The following is a 22,321-nucleotide window of genomic DNA, read 5'->3' on the forward strand; positions in this document are numbered from 1 at the left end:
GGAGGGAACACGCGGGGAACGAAGAGGGCGGCCCGCTCAACCGGCCTGGGGGTCACCGGGAGCGGGCCGCCACCACTCAGTGTAGGTCACGTGGCGGCGTTTGCCGAGAATCAGCAACCGCTCGGGGGCGTGATTTTGCTCCAGAATCGATACAGGTTCTATCGGGTGAAAACGCGCCCCCTCCCGTGAGGCGCACGTCACACCCCGGCGCCACCCGCCGGGAACTCCGCGGCGGTCCGGCAGGATGGGCACCGGCCCGCACCGCTGCGCGGGCCGGTCCGGACAAGGAGGGGCGTGTGCACGACAACAGCGGCCGGATCGTGGTGCAGGGACTCACGAAGAGCTTCGGTCCGATCCACGCGGTGCACGACCTGAGCTTCGCCGTCCGCCCCGGCCTCGTGACCGGCTTCCTCGGGCCGAACGGCTCCGGCAAGACCACGACGCTGCGCATGATCCTCGGCCTGGTCAACCCGACCGGGGGTACCGCAACCGTGAACGGGCTGCCCTTCCACCGGCTGCCGCGGCCCGCCTCGGTCGTCGGCGCGGTGCTCGACGCGCAGAGCTTCCACCCCGGGCGCACCGCGCTCGACCACCTGCGCTGCTACGCCGCCGCCATGGGCGTCCCGGACGAGCAGGCCCGGCACGCGCTGCACCTCGTCGGGCTCAGCAGCGCCGCCCGGCGCAAGGCCGGAAGCTTCTCCCTCGGCATGCGGCAGCGGCTGGCGCTGGCCACCGCACTGCTCGGCGACCCGCAGATCCTCGTGCTCGACGAGCCCGCCAACGGCCTCGACCCCGAGGGCATCGCGTGGCTGCGGAACTTCCTGCGCACGTTCGCCGCCAGCGGCCGCACCGTGCTCGCCTCCAGCCACCTGCTCCGCGAGATGGAGCACACCGTGGACCACGTGGTCATCATCAGCCGCGGCCAGTGCGTCTACGACGGGCACCTCGACCAGCTGCGCGCCGCGCAGCGCACCCGCGCGCTCGTGCGCGCCTCCGACCCGGCCGCGCTCGTCACCGCGCTGGCCGAGCACGGCCTGGGCCAGGAGCAGCTGCCCGACGGGCGGATCGCCGTGACCGGCGCGGACTCCCGCACCATCGCCGAGATCGCCCTGGGCGCCGGAGTCGCGCTGCACGAGGCCGCCACCGAGCAGGTGGACCTGGAGCAGCTGTTCTTCCAGCTCACCAGCGGCCAGTACGCGGGGGACCAACCGCCGGGAGGTGCGCACGGGCCGCCCCCGCACGGAGGGCAGCCACCGCAGGGAGGAGCCGGGGCGTGGGGACCTCCCGGACCGCCCCCGTCCGGCCAGTTCCCGCACGGTCCCGGTATCGGAGGTAACGCGTGATGGGCGGGCTCGTCCGCGCCGAAATCCGCAAGATCGCCACCACGCACCTGTGGTGGGCGCTGCTCGTCCCGGTGGCGGTGCTCAGCTTCCTCGCGGGCTGGCTCGGCACGGCCCTCGGCACGCTCAACGAGCTGGAGCAGGCGTTCGGGGGGACGCTGCCGCTCGGGCTGCTGACGGTGTCCATGGCGACGAACTTCAGCACGATCTTCGCCGCCCTGTTCGGCGCGATGGCCGTCTCCGGTGAGCACTGGAACCGCAGCATCACCACCACGTTCCTCACCGGCAACCCGCGCGGCGCCGTCCTCGGCGCCAAACTGCTCGTCTACGCGGGCGCAGGTCTGGTCTACGGGCTGGTCAACGTCCTGTGCTCCAGCATCGGCGCGCTGGTCGGCGCGGGCCTGGAGGGCTTCGGCCGCCCGCTCGACTGGTTCACCGTCGGCGGGGCGGGCGTGCTGGTGATGATCCTGTGGACGCTGCTCGGCGTCGGCCTCGGCGCGCTGATCGCCAACTCCGTGGCCTCGATCTTCGTCCTCCTGCTGTACCGGTTCCCGGTGGAGTCCATGCTGGCCTCGTTCCTGACGAGCTCCGGCAACGTCACGGCGAACGCGATCAGCGCGTACCTGCCCGCCTCCGCGGCGGGCGGCGTGGTGGGCAACATCGCCGTGCCGATCTTCCTCGCGGAGCTCTCCGGAACCGCGGAGCTCCCCGGACCCGCGCGGGGCTCCGTGCCGCCGGGGGTCGTCGAAACGCTGCACCTGTTCGCCGGCGGCAGCAGCGGGCACCCGTGGTGGGCGAGCCTGCTGACCTTCGCCGCCTACACCGCGGCGATCGTCCTGCTCGGCTGGGCCGCCAGCCGCCGCCGCGACGTCCTCTGAAAAGCGTTTGCCTCTTCCTCCCCGCGCACCGCTTCCGCGGCCCAGCTGCCCGGACCAGCGGCACCCCCGTGCCGCTGCGCGCGGTCGGCGAGCTCACACCGCCGCGGCGGGCCGGCCGCCGATGTCGGCGAAGCGGCCTAACCTGGCGAGGTGAAGGATTCCGGCACGGCGCAGATCGAGGCGACGAACACCACGCAGGACGAGTCCGGCGGACCCGCTTCCCCGCGCCGGGCGGCGGGGGGCTGGATCCGCCGGTTGTCCGCCGCCTGCTGGCGCCACCCCGCGGCGCTGGTGCTCGCGCTGGGCGCGGCGGGCACCGCGGTCGGGCTGGAAGCCCTCGTCCCGCTGCTGACCAAGCGCGCCGTGGACGAAGCCGTCCGCGGCTCCACCGGGAGCCTGCCCTGGATCGTCGGCGCGCTGCTCGGCCTGGGGCTGTTCCGCTTCGGCGCGGCCTTCGTCCGCCGCTACAGCGCGGGCCGGCTCGCCCTCGACGTGCAGCACGACCTGCGCCGCGCCGTGTTCGGCGCGGTGCAGCGCCTCGACGGCGGCAAGCAGGACGCGATGCGCACCGGCCAGGTCGTGTCCCGGTCCATCAGCGACCTGCAGCTGATCAACGCGCTGCTGTCCATGCTGCCGATGGCGCTGGGCTCGCTGGTGCTCGGCGTCATCGCCCTCGGGGCCATGCTGTGGCTGTCACCGCTGCTGACCGTGGTCTCGCTGATCGTGGCGCCGCTGATCGCCGTGGTCTCCGCCCGCAGCAAGAAGACGCTGTTCCCCGCGACCTGGTCGGCGCAGCAGCGCGCCGCCGAGATCGCCCAGCAGGTCGAGGAGAACGTCACCGGCGTCCGCGTGGTCAAGGGCTTCGGGCAGCAGGCCCGCGAAGTCCGGGCGCTGGAGTCCCGCGCCCGGCGGCTGTTCGCCGAGCGGCTGCGGGCCGCGCGCATGACGTCCCTGCCCGCGGCGAGCCTGTCCGCGCTTCCCTCGGCCGGGCAGATCGGCGTGCTCGGCCTCGGCGGCTGGATGGCGCTGCAGGGACAGGTCAGCCTGGGCACGTTCGTCGCCTTCGCCGGCTACGTGTCGATGCTGGCCGGACCCGCGCGGATGCTGTCCAGCATCATCATCCAGACCCAGCTGGCCCGGGCGGGCGTGGAGCGCATCCACGAGATCATCGACTCGCAGCCGGAGGTCACCGACCGACCCGGCGCGGTCGACCTGCCGGACGGACCGCTCGAGGTCCGGCTCGACGGCGTCACCTTCGGCTACACCCGCGACCAGCCGGTGCTGCGCGACGTGTCGCTGCGGGTGCGCCCCGGCGAGACCCTGGCGCTGGTGGGGCCTGCGGGCTCCGGCAAGTCCACCGTCTCGCTGCTGCTCCCCCGCTTCTACGACCCGCACGGTGGCGCGCTGCGCCTCGGCCCGCCCGGCGAGGGCGACCGCGATCTGCGCGACCTGCGCCTGGCCTCGCTGCGCTCGGCGGTGGGCGTGGTGTTCGAGGAGGCGTTCCTGTTCTCGGACTCGGTGCGCGGCAACATCGCCTACGGGCGGCCGGAGGCCACCGACGCCGAGGTCCGCGCCGCGGCCGAGGCCGCCGAGGCGCACGAGTTCATCAGCGCCCTGCCCGAGGGCTACGACACGGTCGTCGGCGAACGCGGGCACACCCTCTCGGGCGGGCAGCGCCAGCGCGTGGCCCTGGCCCGCGCGCTGCTGTCCGACCCGCGCGTGCTCATGCTCGACGACGCCACCTCGGCGGTCGACCCGACGACGGAAGCGGCCATCCACAGCACGCTGCGCTCGGTCATGCGCACGCGGGCGACGCTGCTCGTGGCGCACCGCCGGTCCACGCTGGCCCTCGCCGACCGGATCGCCGTGCTCGACGCGGGCCGCGTCGTCGACGTGGGCACGCAGGAGGAGCTCCAGCAGCGGTGCTCGCTGTTCCGCTCGCTGCTCGCCTCCCCGCACGGCGCGCTCGACGCGCGCCACGACCAGGACGCCGCGGGCCTCGACGAGCCGGGGCCGGACGGGACGACGCCGCGGTTGTGGCCGGAACCGGAACCGGACGAGACCGTCGAGGCCGTCCGGGCCGCGGGTGCGGCCGGGGCCGGGGGCTCCTCCGGGCACGGCGCGCCGGGGGCGGACGGGCACTCCACCGAGGAGCTGGAGCGGGGGCTGCGCCGCCTGCCCGCGGCCACCGACGAGCCGCGGCTGCCCGGTGCCGACCCGACGGCCCCCGACCCGCACTTCCGCCTGAGCCGCACGCTGCGCCTGGTCCGGTGGGGGCTGCTGCTGACCGTGCTGCTCGTCGCCGCCGACGCGCTGACAGCGGTGGCGCTGCCCTCGCTGGTGCGCGTGGGCATCGACGACGGGGTCACCAGCGGCAACGCGGACGTGGTGTGGCTGGTCACCGCGATCGGGGCGGTGCTCGTGGCGGCGGGCTGGCTGTTCGTCAAGCTGCAGACGGTCGCGGCCTCGCGCGCCGGGGAGACCCTGCTGTACACGTTGCGGCTGCGCAGCTTCGCCCACCTGCAGCGGCTCGGGCTCGACTACTACGAGCGGGAGCTCGGCGGGCGGATCATGACGCGGATGACCACCGACGTCGACGCGCTGTCGACGTTCCTGCAGACCGGTCTGGCCACGGCGGTGGTCAGCCTGTTCACGCTGGTGGGCATCGCGGTCGCGCTGCTGGTCACGAACCTGGAGCTGGCGCTGGTGGCCATGGCGGTGCTGCCGGTGCTGGTGGTGGCCACGGTGATCTTCCGCCGGCTGTCCTCGGTGGCCTACGCGGAGGCCCGCGAGCGGGTGAGCACGGTCAACGCGGACATGCAGGAGAACGTGGCCGGGCTGCGGGTCGCCCAGTCGCACGGCCGGGAGAAGCACTCGGCCAGGCAGTTCTCGCGGCGCAGCGACGCCTACCGCCGCTCCCGCCTGCGGGCGCAGCGCTACATCGCCACGTACTTCCCGTTCGTGGCGTTCCTGTCCGAGGTGGCCCAGGCGGTCGTGCTCGGCGTGGGCGCGACGCGGGTGGCCGCGGGCGAGATGACGGCCGGGGTGCTCGTGGCGTTCATGCTGTACCTGACCCAGTTCTTCTCCCCGATCCAGCAGCTGTCCGGCGTGTTCGACCAGTACCAGCAGGCGAGCGTGGGCCTGCGGCGCATCGGCGAGCTGCTGCGCACCCCGACGTCCGTCCCGCGGCCGCGGGACCCGGTGCCCGTGCCGGAGCAGTTGCGCGGCGAGATCGAGCTGCGCGGGGTGTCCTTCCGCTACCCGGGCAGCTCGGAGGAGGCGCTGCGCGAGGTGTCGCTGCACGTCTCCCCCGGCGAGACGGTGGCGTTCGTGGGGGCCACCGGTGCGGGCAAGTCCACGCTGATCAAGCTGCTCGCCCGCTTCTACGACCCTACCGCGGGCGCGGTGCTCGCCGACGGGGTGGACGTGCGGCGCTACGACCCGGACGCCTTCCACCGGAGGACGGCGATCGTGCCGCAGGAGGGGCACCTGTTCTCCGGGGAGGTCGCCGACAACATCGCCTACGGGCGGCCCGGCGCACCCGCCGCGCGGATCGAGGGCGCCGCTCGCGACGTGGGCGCGCTGCCCGGCATCGCGCAGCTGCGGCGCGGCTTCCGCCAGCGGACCGGGGAGCGCGGCAGGGAGCTCTCGGCGGGCCAGCGGCAGCTGGTGGCGCTGGCCCGGGCCGAGCTCGTGGAACCCGACGTGCTGCTGCTGGACGAGGCCACGGCCGCGCTGGACCCGGCCACGGAGGCGCTGGTGACCGACGCGAGCAGGCGCGTGACGCAGCGGCGCACGACGTTCCTGGTGGCGCACCGGCTGGCCACGGCGGCGCGGGCGGACCGCATCGTCGTGGTCGCCGGCGGCCGGATCGCCGAGCAGGGCACGCACGAGCAGCTGCTGCGGCGGCGGGGGCGGTACGCGCAGCTGTGGCGCTCCTCCGGCAGCGACACCGCCGGAGCCGGCGAGGAGGCCGCGGACGAGTCCCACATCGCGTAGCCGGGGACTCGGCAGCCGGGACTCGGGATCCCGCGGATCGGCTGTTGAGGGCGGGTGGATGGGGGTGGCTGGGAGGAACCTCCGGCGTCGCCTCGCTGCGGGTCCCGGCGCGCCGGCACGTCCGAGGCGGAAGCAGTACTCCGAACGGGTGCTGGACCGATTCCGGCGGGCATGTGCGCCCCTCACCCGAGCGGAGGCCCGGCTCACACCGGTGCGCTGTTGAAACCCCTCCCCCAGAATGGCCGATAATCGGGCACCAGCGCGTACCAGCAGCCGACGTGATCGAGGTCATGCGCAGGATTCGCACAGCAGACGGCTCCCCGTCGCGGCTCCGCGAGGCGGAGAACGGCGCAACCCGACACGTCCCGTTTCCTGAACGATTCCGTCGGCACCACCCGGCCCCGGTGGCCGCGGTGTGACACGCACCCGGATCGGACCGTTAGCCTGGTACGTGAGTGTCTGTCAATCCCGAGCATATGGATCGAGGCGAACGCCAGCCGTGTCCAGCAGCAGCCCTGCGTCACAGTTCGGCCCCAATGAGTGGTTGATCGAGGAGATGTACGAGCAGTACCTCCGCGATCCCGCCTCCGTAGACTCTGCGTGGCACGAGTTCTTCGCTGACTACAAGCCGGGCCAAGCATCCACCGAGAAATCCGCCGGCCAAGCCGCGGCCAGCGCTTCGGCAACGCAGCAAAGCGCGCAGACCGCGACAGCGACCGCCGCCAGCACGGGGACGAACGGTCAGGTTCCCTCGACGTCGACGACCTCCGGTCCGGCCGACTCCGGTGCGGCCGGCAGCACCGGCTCGACGGGCACGTCGACCGACGGCCGCAAGCCCGCCGACCAGTCGGCCCGGACCGCCCCGTCCGCGGCGTCGAGCGAATCCGCATCCCCCTCCCAGTCCGCGGCGTCCCAGTCCGCGACATCCCAGCCCGCGGCGTCCCAGTCCGCGACATCCCAGCCCGCGGCGTCCCAGTCCGCGGCGAAGCCCTCGCCCACCGAGGCGGCCAAGGCCGCACCGGTGAAGGAGGCCCCGGCCGGCGAAGATGTGCAAACCCTGCGCGGTCCGGCCGCCGCGATCGCCAAGAACATGGACCAGTCGCTGACCGTGCCCACCGCGACCAGCGTGCGGGCGGTTCCGGCGAAGCTCCTGTTCGACAACCGGATCGTCATCAACAACCACCTCAAGCGCAACAAGGGCGGCAAGGTCTCGTTCACGCACCTGATCGGCTACGCGCTGGTGCGCGCGCTGCGGGACTTCCCGAACATGAACCGCCACTACGGCGAGGACGCCAAGGGCAAGCCCGCCGCGATCACCCCCGAGCACGTCAACCTGGGCCTGGCGATCGACATGCCCGGCAAGGACGGCTCGCGCAACCTCGTCGTGGCCTCCATCAAGGGCTGCGAGGAGATGAGCTTCCAGCAGTTCTGGCAGGCCTACGAGGACATCATCCGCAAGGCCCGGAACAACCAGCTCACCGCCGAGGACTTCGCCGGCACGACGATCTCGCTGACGAACCCGGGCCCGTCCGGCACGAACCACTCGGTGCCGCGGCTGACCAAGGGGCAGAGCGCCATCATCGGCGTGGGCGCGATGGACTACCCGGCCGAGTTCCAGGGCGCCAGCGAGAAGACCCTCATCGACATGGGGATCAGCAAGATCGTCACGCTGACCTCCACCTACGACCACCGGGTCATCCAGGGCGCCGAGTCCGGCGAGTTCCTGCGCAAGATGCACGAACTGCTCCTCGGCGAGGACGGGTTCTACGACGAGGTCTTCGCCTCGCTGCGCATCCCGTACGAGCCGGTGCGCTGGACCCAGGACATCCCCGAGGGCGCGGTCGACAAGACCGCGCGGGTGCTGGAGCTCATCGACGCCTACCGCACCCGCGGCCACCTCATGGCCGACATCGACCCGCTCAACTACCGCCAGCGGCGGCACGAGGACCTCGACGTCCTCTCGCACGACCTGACCCTGTGGGACCTCGACCGCGAGTTCGCGGTCGGCGGTTTCGCCGGTCAGGAGTACATGAAGCTGCGGGACGTGCTCGGTGTGCTGCGCGACTCCTACTGCCGCTCGGTCGGCGTGGAGTACATGCACATCCTCGAGCCGGACGAGCGGGAGTGGATCCAGCAGCGGGTGGAGAAGCCCCACCACAAGCCGGACCAGAGCGAGCAGAAGTACATCCTGTCCAAGCTCAACGCCGCCGAGGCGTTCGAGACGTTCCTGCAGACGAAGTACGTCGGGCAGAAGCGCTTCTCCCTCGAGGGCGCGGAGACCGTCGTCCCGCTGCTGGACTCGGTGCTCGACGCCTCGGCCGAGCACGAGCTGGACGAGGTCGTCGTCGGCATGCCGCACCGCGGGCGGCTGAACGTGCTCGCCAACATCGTCGGCAAGCCGATCTCGCAGATCTTCCGCGAGTTCGAGGGCAACCTCGACCCCGGCCAGGCGCACGGCTCGGGTGACGTGAAGTACCACCTCGGCGCCGAGGGCAAGTACTTCCGCATGTTCGGCGACGGCGAGACGAAGGTCTCGCTGACCTCCAACCCCTCGCACCTCGAGGCGGTCAACCCGGTGCTCGAGGGCATCGTCCGCGCCAAGCAGGACATCCTCGACAAGGGCAACGACGGCTTCACCGTCCTGCCGGTCCTGCTGCACGGCGACGCCTCGTTCGCCGGCCAGGGCGTGGTCGCCGAGACGCTGAACCTGTCGAAGCTGCGCGGGTACCGCACCGGCGGCACCATGCACGTCATCGTCAACAACCAGGTCGGCTACACCACCGCGCCGGAGTACGGCCGGTCGAGCAAGTACTGCACCGACGTGGCCAAGACGATCGGCGCGCCGGTGTTCCACGTCAACGGCGACGATCCGGAGGCCTGCGTCTGGGTCGCCCGGCTGGCCGTGGAGTACCGCCGCGCGTTCGGCAAGGACGTCGTCATCGACATGGTCTGCTACCGCCGCCGCGGCCACAACGAGGGCGACGACCCGTCGATGACCCAACCGCGGATGTACGACGCGATCGACCAGATGCGCAGCGTCCGCAAGGTCTACACCGAGTCGCTCATCGGCCGCGGCGACATCACCGTGGACGAGGCCGAGACCGCGCTGAAGGACTACGCCAGCCAGCTGGAGCACGTGTTCAACGAGGTGCGCGAGCTGGAGAAGCAGCCGCCGGAACCGAGCCCCTCGGTGGAGTCCGAGCAGCAGGTGCCCACGGGGCTGTCCACGGCGATCTCCCGGGAGACGCTGGAGCACATCTCCGACTCGCAGACCGAGCTGCCCGCGGGCTTCACCCCGCACCCGCGCGTGAAGCCCGTGCTGGAGCGCCGCTCCAAGATGGGCCGCGAGGGCGGCATCGACTGGGCCTTCGGCGAGCTGCTCGCGTTCGGCTCGCTGGCCGTGGAGGGCCGCCCGGTGCGGCTGGCCGGCCAGGACTCGCGGCGCGGCACGTTCGGCCAGCGGCACTCGGTGCTCATCGACCGCAAGAGCGGTGAGGAGTACACGCCGCTGCAGAACCTCTCCGCCGACCAGGCGAAGTTCCTCGCCTACGACTCGGCGCTGTCCGAGTTCGCCGCCGTCGGCTTCGAGTACGGCTACTCCGTGGCCCACCCGAACGCCCTGGTGGCCTGGGAGGCGCAGTTCGGCGACTTCTTCAACGGTGCGCAGCCCATCATCGACGAGTTCGTCTCCTCCGGTGAGGCCAAGTGGGGGCAGCGCTCCGACGTGGTGCTGCTGCTGCCGCACGGCCACGAGGGCCAGGGCCCGGACCACAGCTCGGCGCGCATCGAGCGGTGGCTGCAGCTGTGCGCCGAGGGCTCGATGACCGTGGCGCTGCCGTCGACCCCGGCGAACTACTTCCACCTGCTGCGCCGGCACGCCCTCGACGGCATCCACCGGCCGCTGGTGGTGTTCACGCCGAAGTCGATGCTGCGCATGAAGGCGGCGACGAGCCCGGTGGAGGACTTCACCGAGGGCAAGTTCACCTCCGTGCTGGACGACCCGGCGCAGCCGGACCCCGCGCAGGTGCGGCGCGTGGTGATGTGCTCCGGCAAGCTCTACTACGAGCTGGCCGCCCACCGCGACAAGCAGGGCATCACCGACACGGCGATCGTGCGGTTGGAGCAGCTCTACCCGCTGCCGCACCGCAAGATCGGCAAGATGCTGGAGCGCTACTCCAACGCCGACGTGGTCCGCTGGGTGCAGGAGGAACCGGCCAACCAGGGTGCGTGGCCGTTCCTCGGCCTGTCCCTGCCGGAGCTGTTCCCCGAGCTGCAGGGCAAGCTGCAGCGGGTGTCGCGGCGTCCGATGGCCGCCCCGGCCACCGGTCTGGCGAAGGTGCACGAGGTCGAGCAGACCGAGGTCGTGCAGAACGCCTTCGCCTGACCCGCACCGCACCGCCGCCGAGCCCCGCGCTGCGCGGCGGGTGATGCGACCGCACGGGCCGCCGGTCACCGCGACCGGCGGCCCGTTCCACGTCGGGCGACCGGTTCCCCCCGCGGACTCCCCCGGAGCCTGTTCCTGAACCTCCTCCGTTGCGAGCGGGGTTCAGCGTGGATGCCTCGCGAGGCGGAGGAGGGCGGCGTGGCGGAGCCACGTCAACCGACGACAACGCTGCGAGGCGCCGCGCTGGCCCCGCGCAGCAGGTACGCGAGGTCGAGGAACGGGCCCTCAGTCCCGGTCCAGCACGTGCGCCAGCTGCGCCCGCGAGGTGATGTCGAGCTTCGGGAAGACCTTGTACAGGTGGTAGCCCACGGTCCGCGGGCTCAGCGCCAGCTTCGCCGCGATCTGCCGGTTCGTCATCCCCTCCGCCGCCAGCAGCGCGATCTCCCGCTCCTGCGGGGTCAGCGGGGCCCCGGGGTCCGACTGGTGCGTCTCGCCGGAGGCGCGCAGCTCCGCGTGCGCCGCCCGGCGCCACTCCTCCGCCCCGAGCCGCTCGAAACGCCCCTCCGCGGCGCGCAGGTACGCGCGGGCCCGCTGCTCCTGCTTCCTGCGGCGCAGCCACGCCCCGTAGCGCAGCTCCACCCGCCCGGTGCACAGCACCCGACCGCTGTCCGCGGCCAGCTCCAGGGCCCGGGCGTACCACTCGTCCGCGTCATCGCCGGCGAGGAGGGCCCGGCACAGCGCCAGGTCCTGCCGCGCCCACGCGGCCGCGCCGCGCTCCACCCAGCCCGCGAAATCCTCCACGGCCGCCGCGGCCTCGTCCCCGGCGCCGGCGCGCACCGCCGCGTCCACGTAGTCCGCGGTGGCCAGGCGCCGCAGCGTCGCCCGCTGCGGCGTTGCCGGGTCCCGCACCGCCCACCGCAGGTGCTCGCAGGCCTCACCGGGACGCCCCCGCGTCAGCGCGGCCAGTCCGCGGACCCACGGCACCATGGCGGGTTCGCGCACGTTCGCGTCGTCCTCGCCGCAGCGCAGCGCTGCGTCCACGAGTCCGGTGCAGTGCTCCTCCGCACCGCGGGCGGCCGCGATCCACGCCCGGCACAGCAGCGAATCCGCCCGCAGCGCGTGGTGGCCGAGCTCCTCGGCCAGCTCGGCGCCGGCGACCGCGTGCTCCGCGGCCCGGTCCCAGCGCCCCAGCGCCAGCTCCGCCGCGGCGGTCTTCAGCAGCAGCAGCGCCCGCGTGCTCGGGGCGCCCAGCACCGCCTCGCTGTCCAGCAGCGCGGAGAACAACCGCGCGTAGTCCTCCTCCTCGCCGAGGAACATCGGCAGCAGCGGCGGCGGCCAGGACTTCGGGTGCAGCGCATCCGACGGGCGCGCCCACCAGGCCAGTTCGCGCAGCGCAGCGCTGTGCTCCGGCACCGGTGCGCTGTTGCCGTCGAGCACCTGCTCCAGCGCGCCGACGGCAGCGGCGAACCCGGGTTCCACGGCACCGCGCAGGCGGCGCACCGCCCGGTGCAGCGAATCCACCGACACCGTGTTCCACCCGGCGTTGATGACGGTGACCAGCAGCCGGAACGCGTGCTCCGCCCCGCCCGGCTCCGGGTCGGGTTCGGTGGGGAGCAGCCACCAACCGCGGGTCCACGAGTCGCGGAAACCGTGGATGACCGCGCGGATGACCGCCGCGGAGGTGCGCGCGTCCGCGCCGCGCGGCTCCGCGCGGTCGAGCAGGCGCAGCGCGTGCTCGCTGTAACCCGCCAGCCAGGCGAGTTCGGCGGCGATGATGCGGTAGCGGTCGCGGTCGGACCGCTCGGCGGCCAGTTCGGTCGCGCGCACCGCCGCGGCGTGGGCGTCCAGCAGGTGGCCGCCGCGCGCCAGCGGCACGGTCGCCGCGGCCAGTTCGGTCGCCGCCCGCTCCGGCGCGCGCACCGCCCCCGCCAGGGCGCGGGCGCGGGCGACCGGCCACTCGTCGGCGTCGAGCGCGCGCACCAGGGCGCTGCAGACCCGCTCGGTCTCGGCGGTGGTCCCCGCGTGGCGCACCGCGGCGGCGGTCAGCGGTTCCGCCCATTCGGCCCCGCGCACCACGCCGGCGCGTTCGGCCGGCGCCAGCTCGTCCGGTCCCAGCCCGAACTCCGCCGCCGCCCGCGCGCACGCGCCGTACTCGGGCGGGCCGTGCGCCAGCAGCAGCAACCAGGTGCGCGCGGACCCGTCGAGCACGTCCCAGTCGGGGGCGAACACGGCGCGCCCGGCCGGGCCGAGCCGGACCTGCCGGGGCAGCGGCGCGGACCCGGCGAGTTCGGCCTCGCCCAGCTCCGCGGCGAACTCCCGCAGCACCAGCGGGTTCCCGCGGGCCAGGCGCAGCATCTCGGTGCGCACCGCCGGTCTCGCCGCGGGCACGATCCCCGCGGCCCCGGATTCGTCCACTCCGGACAGATCGCGGCGCGGCAGTCGGGCCAGCCCGGCGGGCAGCCGGGCGCGCGCGTCGGCGGCGAGCACGACCCACACGCGCCGGCCCCGCGCGCCGCGCGCGAGGTGCGCCAGCAGCTCCGCCGAGGCGCTGTCGACGCGGTGCGCGTCGTCGACGACGAGCAGCACGGGTGCGCGCTCGGCCAGCCGCTGCCGCACCGGGTCCCCGGGGCGCACCTCAGCGCCGAGCAGGGCGCCGGCCACCGCGCCGGGCGCGCGCGCCTCGGTGGGGCCGCCCGCCGCCCACAGCACCTCCGCTCCGCGGGCGGTGCGGGCGTGCTCGGCCACGTCGCGCAGCAGCGCGGTCTTGCCGACCGCCCTGCCGCCGGCGACGAGCCAACCGCCGCCGGGCGCGGCGAGCGCGTCCCGGGCGTACCGGATCTCGTCACCGAAGGTGCTCATCGCAGGACCTCCCGGGCGCACACGTTAGCCCACCCGTGCGATCTGCGGGGACCGCCGCGGTGACCAGTCATCCGACTGATGCGACCTGCCTCACCCGCGACGCAGACTGAGGACCGGGCCCGCTGGGCCCGGCAACCCGAAGACTGCCGCACGACCCGAAGACCGGAGGCCACATGACCACCGCAGCGACGCGGTATCCGGTGGGCACCAGCGAGGACGTCCCCGAAGGGGGGCGCTACGTCGTCGACGTCGCGGGCACCACCATCGGCATCTTCCGCTTCCAGGGAGCTCTCTACGCCTACGAGAACCGGTGCCCGCACCAGGGCGGGCCGGTGTGCCAGGGGCGGCTCGTCTCCCGCGTCCGCGAAGTGCTCGACGACGAGCGGCGCAGCCGGGGCATGGACTTCGACGAGGACGAGCTGCACATCGTCTGCCCCTGGCACGGCTTCGAGTACGACGTCACCACCGGCAGCCACCCGGGCAAGCAGCAGATCCGCCTGCACGACGTCCCGGTCGCCGAGGAGGAGGGCCGCGTTTATGTCACCGTCTGAATCCGGCTCCGCGCCGGCGTCCGAGTTCGGCGAGCTGTGCCGCCGGGTGCGCGACGGAGCCGACGAGCTCCTCCGCACCGGCGGGGTGGCCGACGTCCCGGCGGAGGACCTGCGCGCGCTCGTCAGCGCGGCCACGCGGCTGTACGCCACGGCCAACGAGGACGCCGACGAGGCGACTCCCCCGCTCGAGGACGGCGTGAGCACCACCGAAGCGGTCGTGCTCGCCACCGCGCTGCTCAAGGCCCAGGACCTCAACCCGTTCGACCTCGCGCTGTGGTTCTCCCGCAGCCGCACGGCCGGCTGACCGGTGCAAGGAGGAGCCGTGACCGACGCGAACACCGCGCAGCCGCGCGCGACGCAGGAGATCACCACCCGCACCGACTCGCGGGAGATCCTGGCCAACGCCCGCCTGGACACCGAGCGGTACGGGCTGGACGACTACTTCATCGTCGACGTGGACTCGCACCACGTCGAACTCGACTCGTGGCCGCAGATCATCGAGCGCATCGAGGACCCGGTGCTGCGCGACAGCGGCCAGCAGATGATGCGGAACTGGCCGAACGCGAGCAACGTCGCGCTGAGCAACCACCCCCCCGGGTTGACCCAGCAGGACGTCAGCGGCCGGATCCTGCACCAGGCCAGCCTCGCCGAGCCGGTGACGGACGAGGAGGTGCACCGGGACGTCACGCTGGTCCGCCGCGCGATGGACGCGATGAGCATCAACGTCCAGGTCGTGTTCCCGCAGCCGATGCTGGAAGTCGGGCTGCACCCGCAGCAGTCGGTGGCCACCCAGCTGATGAAGGCCTACAACAGCTGGTTCACCGAGACGATCCTGTCCGCGGACGGCCGGATCAAGACGATGCTGGGGTTGCCGTTCGACGATCCGGACGCCTCGTTGGAGACCATCCGGGAGTACGCCGACCACCCGGGCGTGATCGGCTTCCTGGTCACCAGCCAGCGCTCGGTGCGGGTGCACCAGAACTCCTACATGAAGGTCTACGCCGAGCTCGAGCGGCGCGGGATGCCGATCGGCTTCCACGCCGGGCCGAACCAGGGCGACTCGATGACCTCGATGATGAACCGGTTCCTCTCGGCCCACGCGCTGTCGTTCGCCACCTGCAACATGACGCACCTGACGAACTGGGTCATCAACGGCATCCCGGAGCGCTTCCCCGAGCTGAAGACGATCTGGATCGAGAGCGGGCTGGCCTGGATCCCGTTCCTGATGCAGCGGCTGGACCACCAGTACCTGATGCGCCAGTCCGACGCCCCGCTGCTGACCAAGCTGCCCAGCGACTACATGCGCGAGATGTACTACACCTCCCAGCCGATGGAGATCACCGACATGTCGCTGCTGGAGAGCACCTTCAAGGCGATGGACGCCGAGCACACGCTCATGTACTCCTCGGACTGGCCGCACTGGGACTTCGACGTGCCGGGCCGGATCATGGGCATCCCGTTCCTGTCCGAGCGGGGCAAGCAGAACATCCTCGGGGAGAACGCGCGCAAGGTCTTCAACCTGTGAACCGGCGTAGCCTCCCGGGAGAACGGTGCGCATGCCGGCGTTGCGTGCGCATCACGCACATCGCTGAGACGACCGGGCCGAGCGGCCCGGGGAAGTGGGTGTCATGGCGCCGCTGACGAAGCAGCTGTTGATCGCCGGTGCGCAGCGCCCCGCCGAGGGGCGGCGCACGGAGCAGGACATCAACCCCTACACCGGCGAGGTCTACGCGGAGGTGGCCGCCGCGTCGACCGCCGACGCCGCGGCGGCCGTCGACGCGGCGGAGGCCGCGTTCACCGAGTGGTCCCGCTCCGACATCGCCACCCGGCGCGGGGTGTTCCTCCGCGCCGCCGAACTGCTGGAGCAGCGCACCGAGCAGGCCTGCGACCTGCTGGCGCAGGAGGTCGGCGGCACCCGCCCCTGGGCGATGTTCAACGCCGCGCTGGCCGCGGACGTCCTCCGGGAGGCCGCCGGCGGCCTCACCGCCCCGCGCGGTGAGGTGCTGGCCGGTTCCGACCCCGGCGAGTGGAGCTTCGCGGTGCGCCAGCCGGCCGGCGTGGTCGCCGCGTTCGCCCCGTGGAACGCCCCGCTGATCCTGGGCGCGCGCTCCTTCGCGGCCGCGTTGGCGGCGGGCAACACGGTGGTGCTCAAGCCCAGCGAGGAGGCGCCGATCTCCGCCGGACTGTTCCTCGCCGAGGTCATGCACGAGGCGGGGCTGCCGGACGGCGCGCTCAACGTGGTCACCAACGCCCGCGAGGACGGCGCCGAGGTGGGTGGTGCGCTCATCGCCGACCGCCGGGTGCGCCGGGTGAACTTCACCGGCTCGACGGGCGTGGGCCGCGCGATCGGGGTGCAGGCCGCGCAGCACCTCAAACCCGCCGTGCTGGAGCTCGGCGGCAAGAACTCGATCCTCGTGCTCGACGACGCCGACGTGGACTACGCCGTCGACGCGGTGGCCTTCGGCTCGTTCATGAACGCCGGCCAGATCTGCATGTCCGCCGACCGCGTGCTCGTCCCCGCCGACCGGGTCGAGGACTTCGCCGAGCGCTTCGCCAAGAAGGTGCGGGGGCTGGCCACCGGCGACCCGACCGACCCGGGCACGGTCATCGGCCCGCTGGTCAACCGCTCGGCCGCCGACCGGGTCGCCGAGCTCGTCGCGGACGCGGTGGAGCACGGCGCGGTGGTGCACTGCGGCGGCGGGCAGGCCGAGGGCACGGTGTACCCGCCGACGGTGCTGAGCAACGTCACCCCGCAGCAGCGGATCTACGCCGAGGAGATCTTCGGGCCGGTCACCACGGTGCTCGGCTACGACTCGGAGGAGACCGCGATCGACGTCGTCAACGACACGCCGTACGGGCTGTCGGCCGGCGTGATCACCGAGGACACGCGCCGCGGCTGGTCGGTGGCCCAACGCCTGCACACCGGGATCGTGCACATCAACGACCAGTCGGTCGGCGACCAGCCGCAGGCGCCGTTCGGCGGGGTGAAGGACTCCGGCTACGGGCGCTTCGGCGGCCGGCACGGCGTCGAGTCGTTCACCGACACCCGGTGGATCACCTTCCGCGAGGACCACGCCCAGTACCCGTTCTGAGCCCGCGGGCCTCCAGCACCCCGAGCCGACGGGCCCGCCGAGCCGGCGACCTTCGAGCGGTCACCCGGTGCCGCCGAACCGGCGGGCCCGCCGAGCCGGCGACCTTCGAGCGGTCACCCGGTGCCGCCGAACCGGCGGGCCCCGTTGGCGAGCACCTCGCTCCCCGGAGCCGGGCCGCCCGGTCAGCGGGGCCGTCGAGCAGTCAGCCGGGGCCGTCGAACAGGGAACCCACCGCCTCGGACAGCGCCCCGGCCACGTCGGGGACGTGGCGGTGCTGGCCGCCGCGGACCACGCACCGCCCGTCGACGTACACGTGCCGGACGTCGTCGCCGCGGGCGACCGCCGGAACCTCCGCGACGGGCACCCCGGCGTGCCGCACGCCCAGCTCCAGCACGACGAAATCGGCGCGGGCCCCCACTTCGAGCCAGCCCACGTCGAGCCAGCCGAGGCTGCGGTGCCCGTTCTCGCCGATCGCGGCGAGCAGTTCGGTGGTGGCGAAGTGCCCGCGGGTCTCGTGGCGCAACCGCTGCAGCCCTTCCACGGTGCGCGCCTCGAGGAACGGGTCGATCACCGTGTTCGCGTCCGAACCGAGGCACAGCGGTGCGCCCGCGGTGCTGAGCGCCTCGGCCGAACCCATCCCGCCGGCCAGGTCGGTCTCGGTCGTGGGGCACAGGCACACGGTCGTGCCGCTGCTGCCGAGCAGGGCGATGTCGGCGTCGGTGACGTGCGTGGCGTGCACCGCCGTCACGTGCGGACCGAGCGCGCCCGCGTCGGAGAGCACCCGGGTGGGCGTGCGGCCGCAGGCGGCCAGGCAGTCCTTGTTCTCGGAGCGCTGCTCGGACACGTGCACGTGCAGGGGCGAGTCGGTCTCCTCCGCCCACGCGGCGACGCTCCGGATGGCCGCCGGTGGCACGGCGCGCACCGAGTGCACCGCCGCCGCCAACCGCACGGTGCGGCCGTCCGTGCTGATCCGGTCGATGCGGTCGAGCCACGCCTGGACGTCGGCGTCGGCGAACCGCCGCTGGGCCTCGCCGAGCTCCCCGTCGAAGTCACCCCGCAGGTAGCACGTGTCCAGCAGCGTCAACCGGATGCCGGTCTCCCGCGCCGCGGCGATGAGCGCCTCGCCCATCGCGTTCGGATCGGCGTAGCGCCTGCCACCGGGCGCGTGGTGCAGGTAGTGGAACTCGCCGACGCTGGTGAACCCGGCCAGCGCCATCTCGGCGAACGCTCCCCGCGCCAACCGGTGGTAGCTGTCCGGGTCGAGCTGCCCGGCGAGGTGGTGCATGGTCTCCCGCCACGTGCCGAACGCGGCCGCCGCGCCGGTGCGTCCCCGCAGCGCGCGTTGGAACGCGTGCGAGTGCGCGTTGGCCAGGCCGGGCAGCACGAGCCCGTGCAGGGGTTCGGCACCCTCCGGAGCGGGGGCCTCCGGCCGGACGGAGACGATGCGGCCCTGGTCGACCTCGCAGACGGTGGAACGGCGCGGACCGCCGGGCAGCCACGCCCACTCGCACCAGAACGTCGGCACCCCTCACCCCGCCAACCACGTCAGCACGCGGGCGAGCGCCTGCGCCCCGACCCGGCAGTCCTCGGCTTCGGCGTGCTCCTCCGGTGCGTGGCTGATCCCGGTGGGGTTGCGCACGAACAGCATGCCGGCGGATTTCTCGGCGGCGAGCACCCCCGCGTCGTGCGCGGCCCCGGAAGGCACCAGCGGGGCCTGGTCGAGCACGGTGGACAGCCTGGAGCGGAAATCCGCGTCGAAGGTGACCGCGTCCTCGTAGGACTCCTCGCTGATCTCCACCGTGGCGCCCTCGCCGTCCGCGAACTCGCCGGCCAGGTGGCTCAGCTCGCGCACGATCCCGCGGGCGTCGCGGTCGCCTGCGCCGCGCGCGTCCAGCCAGACGTCCACGCTCGAGGGGATCACGTTCGTCCCGCCCGGCGTGGGCACGAGGCGCCCCACGGTCGCCCGCCCACCGTCCACCCGGGACGCGGCGCGGCGGGCGGCCGAAACGAGGCGGGAGGCGGGCAGCATCGGGTCGCACCGCTCCTCCAGCCGCGTGGCACCGGCGTGGTTGCCCTGGCCGCGGAAGCGGAACCGCCACCGGCCGTGCGCGAGGACCGACGAGGCCACGCCCACCGGGCGCGCCAGATCCGCCAGCGCCCGGCCCTGCTCCACGTGCAGCTCGACGAAGTGGCCGATGCGGCGCAGCGCGTCCTCGTCGCGTCCGATCGCGCCGGGGTCCGCACCGAAGTCCTCGAGCACCTCGGCGAGCGCGGTGCCGTCGGCGTCGCGGAGCTTGCTCGCGTGGTCGGCGGGCAGCGCACCGGTCAGCAGCCGCGACCCGAGGCAGGGCGCGCCGAACCGGCTGCCCTCCTCCTCGGTGAACACCAGCAGCGCGATCGGCCGGCGCGGTCGCAGCTGCTCGGCGCGGAGGACGTCCGCGGCCGCCAGCGCGCTCGCCACGCCGAGCGCGCCGTCGAAGGCTCCGCCGCCCGGCACCGAGTCGAGGTGGCTGCCGGTGACCACCGCGTCGTCGCCCGGCTCGGTCAGCCAGGCCCAGATGTTCGTGTTGCGGTCGGTGGTCACGTGCATGCCGCGGGCGCGGGCCTGCGCGGTGAACCACGCGCGCAGCTCCCGCTCGGCGGGTTCGAACGCGTGCCGCGAGTAGCCGCCCCGCCGCGGGTCGGCACCGACCTCGGCGATCTCCGCCAGCAACTCGTCTGGTGTGGCCACAACGGACTCCTCTCCGCGAGAGCTCGCTTCCGGCGCGGACCCGCTCGTTCCTCCGCCGCGAGGCGCTCCCGCTCCGCACCGCGCTCGACCGGCCACCGAGCGTCGACCACCCCGGTACCAGGAACCCTGCCACACACCACCGGCGAGCGCGGTGCACCGACACCCGCCGGACCGCCTCGTCTTCACCGCGGGCCGCGGTCAGCACCGCACCCGCCGCGAAGCCGGCCCGGCGCGCGGCGGGTCAGCGGATCCCGGCGAGGAACTCCTCGGCCAGATCCCGCGGGTTGGCCTTGTCCACTTCGAGCCGCCGGTTCAGCTCCGTCAGCGTGGCCGTGTCCAACCGCGCCGAAACCCTGTTCAACGCGGCCACCTGCCGGTCGTTCAGCACCCCCGAACGCACCAGCGGGACCACGTGCTGCGCGGGGAACATCTCGCGCGGATCGGCCAGCTCCACCAGGTCGTGCTGCCGGATCTGCGCCGAGGTGGTGAACAGGTTCGCCACCTGGACCTGGTCGGAGACCAGGGCGTCCACGGTGACCGTCGAGGACTCCACCGCGCGGATCTCGGCGAACCGGCACCCGTACTCCTCGGCGATCGTGTCGGCCCACCGCGACTTCCACTCCGCGGGAGCGGCGAGCACCATCCGCCCGCAGCGCGGCCCGAGCTCCTCCAGCGAGTGGATGCCCTGCGCAGCGGTTTCCCGCGATACGGTGAGCACGTCGGAGTTCTCCGCCGGGGACTGCCGCAGCACCCGCAACCCCCGCGGAAGCTCCCGCGACAGCGCGGCGTAGACCGGAGCGCTGGCGGTCGCCCCGGCCCCGGGATCGACGTACTCGAGCAGGTTCCCCGTGTACTCGGGCATCACCGCGAGCTCGCCCTGGCGGACGGCGGGCACGGAGAACTCGCGGGCGCCGATGCGGGGACGCGTCTGCACGTCGACACCGGTCTCGGCCAGCGCCTCGGCGTAGATGTTCATCAGCAGCTCGCTCTCGGCGAAGTCCGCCGAGCCCACCACGAGCGTGCCGTCGGAGCTGTTGCTGGCCCGCAACGGGTCGTGCCCGGCGCAGCCGGAGAGCGCGAGCACCGCCGCGGCCAGGCATCCGATCAAGCGCTTCACGGGCGGACCCCCTTCGCGCGCACCGGCCGGGCCAGGCCGGTGGACCGCCGGTCGCCCCGGGTCGCGACCACCAGGCCCCGCGGCACGCACAGCCGCGTCAGGCCGGCCAGCACCAGGTCGAGGACCACGGCGAGCACGGCGATCGCGATCGCGGCCGCCGCCATCTGCGCGTAGTCGCTGATCTTCAGACCGTCCAGCAGCAACCGCCCCAGCCCGCCGAGGCCGACGTAGGCCGCGACGGCCGCCGTGGCGACGACCTGCAGCATCGCGCTGCGCACCCCGCCGAGGATCAGCGGCGTCGCGTTCGGCAGCCGCACCTGCCAGAGGCGCTGCAGCGGGGTCATCCCCATGCCCTTGGCCGCGTCGACCGCATCCGCCGGCGTGCTGCTCACCCCGGTGTAGGTGCCGGCCAGGACCGGGGGCACCGCCAGGACCACCAGCCCGGCCAGGGCGGGGCCGGTGCCCAGGCCGAACACCAGGACCAGCAGGGTCACCAACCCCAACGTGGGCAGGGCGCGGATCGCGTTGCTCGCCCCGAGGACGAACACCCCGCCCCTGCCGGTGTGCCCCAGGTAGACGCCGAGGGGCACGGCGACGGCCGAGGCGGCCAGCACCGCGAGCACGCAGTAGTACAGGTGCAGCAGGGCCTGCGCCGGGACCCCGTCCGGGCCGCGCCAGTGCTCCGGGGCGGCCAGCCACGCCCAGAGTTCGCCGATCATCCGCCGTCCCTCCCGGATCCGCCCGCGCACCGGGCCCACGGGGTGAGCACCCGCCGCACCGCGACCAGCACCAGGTCCACGACCAGCGCCAGCAGCACGACGCCGAGGATGCCGATGACGATCTGCACCAGGTAGTCGCGCTGGTACCCGTCGGTGAACAGCCGGCCGAGCCCGCCGACGCCCACGAGCGCGCCGACGCTGACCAGGCTGATGTTGCTGACCGACGCCACCCGCACCCCGGGGGCCAGCACGGGCAGCGCCAGGGGCAGCTCCACCGCGAAGAACCGCCGCACCGGCCGGTACCCCAGTGCCGTGGCGGCGGAGAGCACGTGCGCGGGCACGGCCTCCAGCGCGTCCACCACGGGGCGGAGGAGCAGCGCCGCGGTGTACAGGCCCAGCGCCAGCACCACGTTGACCGGGGAGAGCAGCGGGGTGCCCACGATGCCGGGGATGAGCACGAACAGCGCCAGCGACGGGATCGTGTACACGGCGTTGGCCGCGGCCTGCAGCGGACCGCGCAGCCACGGCGTGCGCAGCGCGAACCGCCCGAGCGGCACGGCCACCAGCAGGCCGAGCAGCAGCGGGAGCAGGGCCAGGTAGGCGTGCTCGACCAGTTGCGCGCCGAGCATCTCGCGGTTGCTCGGGCTGCTG

14 protein-coding genes are annotated in these 22,321 nt (G+C 73.5%); 8 read left to right on the forward strand and 6 right to left on the reverse strand.

Annotation, left to right across the window (positions count from 1 at the left end):
• Positions 1 to 296: 296 nt before the first annotated feature.
• The 4 genes from ACYVJE_RS09460 (at position 297) to ACYVJE_RS09475 (ending at position 10,601) form a co-directional block, all read left to right on the forward strand.
• Positions 297 to 1,343, forward strand: a complete 1,047-nt coding sequence (locus ACYVJE_RS09460) for an ABC transporter ATP-binding protein (protein ID WP_461144170.1) — start codon at positions 297 to 299, stop codon at positions 1,341 to 1,343.
• Complete coding sequence (locus tag ACYVJE_RS09465; protein WP_461144171.1) at positions 1,343 to 2,218, forward strand: ABC transporter permease; 876 nt, start codon at positions 1,343 to 1,345, stop codon at positions 2,216 to 2,218. Before ACYVJE_RS09460 ends, ACYVJE_RS09465 begins: the two co-directional genes overlap by 1 nt.
• Positions 2,219 to 2,392: 174 nt before the next feature.
• Entirely contained in the window at positions 2,393 to 6,217 is a 3,825-nt protein-coding gene (locus ACYVJE_RS09470) for an ABC transporter ATP-binding protein (RefSeq protein ID WP_461144218.1), read from the forward strand.
• 556 nt (positions 6,218 to 6,773) lie between these two features.
• Complete coding sequence (locus tag ACYVJE_RS09475) at positions 6,774 to 10,601, forward strand: multifunctional oxoglutarate decarboxylase/oxoglutarate dehydrogenase thiamine pyrophosphate-binding subunit/dihydrolipoyllysine-residue succinyltransferase subunit (protein ID WP_461144219.1); 3,828 nt, start codon at positions 6,774 to 6,776, stop codon at positions 10,599 to 10,601.
• A 285-nt stretch (positions 10,602 to 10,886) separates the two neighbouring features.
• Here the strand turns inward: ACYVJE_RS09475 and ACYVJE_RS09480 are convergent, their stop codons facing one another.
• Positions 10,887 to 13,460 carry a helix-turn-helix transcriptional regulator gene (locus tag ACYVJE_RS09480; protein ID WP_461144172.1) on the reverse strand — a complete coding sequence of 858 codons (2,574 nt, stop codon included), beginning with the start codon at positions 13,458 to 13,460 and terminating at the stop codon, positions 10,887 to 10,889.
• 173 nt (positions 13,461 to 13,633) lie between these two features.
• On the opposite strand from ACYVJE_RS09480, the gene ACYVJE_RS09485 reads away from it, so the two are divergent.
• From ACYVJE_RS09485 to ACYVJE_RS09500, 4 genes are all read left to right on the forward strand, one after another.
• Positions 13,634 to 14,011: a Rieske (2Fe-2S) protein gene (locus ACYVJE_RS09485; RefSeq protein WP_459157102.1), complete on the forward strand. Its 378-nt coding sequence runs from the start codon at positions 13,634 to 13,636 to the stop codon at positions 14,009 to 14,011.
• Positions 13,998 to 14,315: a hypothetical protein gene (locus tag ACYVJE_RS09490; RefSeq protein ID WP_459157103.1), complete on the forward strand. Its 318-nt coding sequence runs from the start codon at positions 13,998 to 14,000 to the stop codon at positions 14,313 to 14,315. Before ACYVJE_RS09485 ends, ACYVJE_RS09490 begins: the two co-directional genes overlap by 14 nt.
• Positions 14,316 to 14,333: 18 nt before the next feature.
• Positions 14,334 to 15,536: an amidohydrolase family protein gene (locus ACYVJE_RS09495; RefSeq protein ID WP_461144173.1), complete on the forward strand. Its 1,203-nt coding sequence runs from the start codon at positions 14,334 to 14,336 to the stop codon at positions 15,534 to 15,536.
• 103 nt (positions 15,537 to 15,639) lie between these two features.
• The gene (locus ACYVJE_RS09500; RefSeq protein ID WP_461144174.1) at positions 15,640 to 17,103 is read left to right on the forward strand and encodes an aldehyde dehydrogenase family protein; all 1,464 of its coding nucleotides are present in this window, start codon (positions 15,640 to 15,642) and stop codon (positions 17,101 to 17,103) included.
• Positions 17,104 to 17,305: 202 nt separating this feature from the next.
• On the opposite strand, the gene ACYVJE_RS09505 is transcribed toward ACYVJE_RS09500, so the two are convergent.
• The 5 genes from ACYVJE_RS09505 to ACYVJE_RS09525 all read right to left on the reverse strand — a co-directional run bounded on the left by ACYVJE_RS09505 (position 17,306) and on the right by ACYVJE_RS09525 (position 22,299).
• Positions 17,306 to 18,628, reverse strand: coding sequence for a formimidoylglutamate deiminase (locus tag ACYVJE_RS09505; protein WP_461144175.1), 1,323 nt, complete (start codon positions 18,626 to 18,628; stop codon positions 17,306 to 17,308).
• Positions 18,629 to 18,631: 3 nt separating this feature from the next.
• Complete coding sequence (locus ACYVJE_RS09510; protein ID WP_461144176.1) at positions 18,632 to 19,834, reverse strand: allantoate amidohydrolase; 1,203 nt, start codon at positions 19,832 to 19,834, stop codon at positions 18,632 to 18,634.
• Positions 19,835 to 20,075: 241 nt separating this feature from the next.
• A complete protein-coding gene (locus ACYVJE_RS09515; protein ID WP_461144177.1) occupies positions 20,076 to 20,951 on the reverse strand; it encodes an ABC transporter substrate-binding protein in 876 nt (291 codons plus the stop codon).
• A complete protein-coding gene (locus ACYVJE_RS09520) occupies positions 20,948 to 21,670 on the reverse strand; it encodes an ABC transporter permease (RefSeq protein ID WP_461144178.1) in 723 nt (240 codons plus the stop codon). The genes ACYVJE_RS09515 and ACYVJE_RS09520 overlap by 4 nt, the downstream gene beginning before the upstream one ends.
• Entirely contained in the window at positions 21,667 to 22,299 is a 633-nt protein-coding gene (locus ACYVJE_RS09525) for an ABC transporter permease (RefSeq protein WP_459160065.1), read from the reverse strand. Before ACYVJE_RS09525 ends, ACYVJE_RS09520 begins: the two co-directional genes overlap by 4 nt.
• Positions 22,300 to 22,321: the final 22 nt, after the last annotated feature.

It is taken from the genome of Salinifilum aidingensis (genome assembly GCF_054782015.1).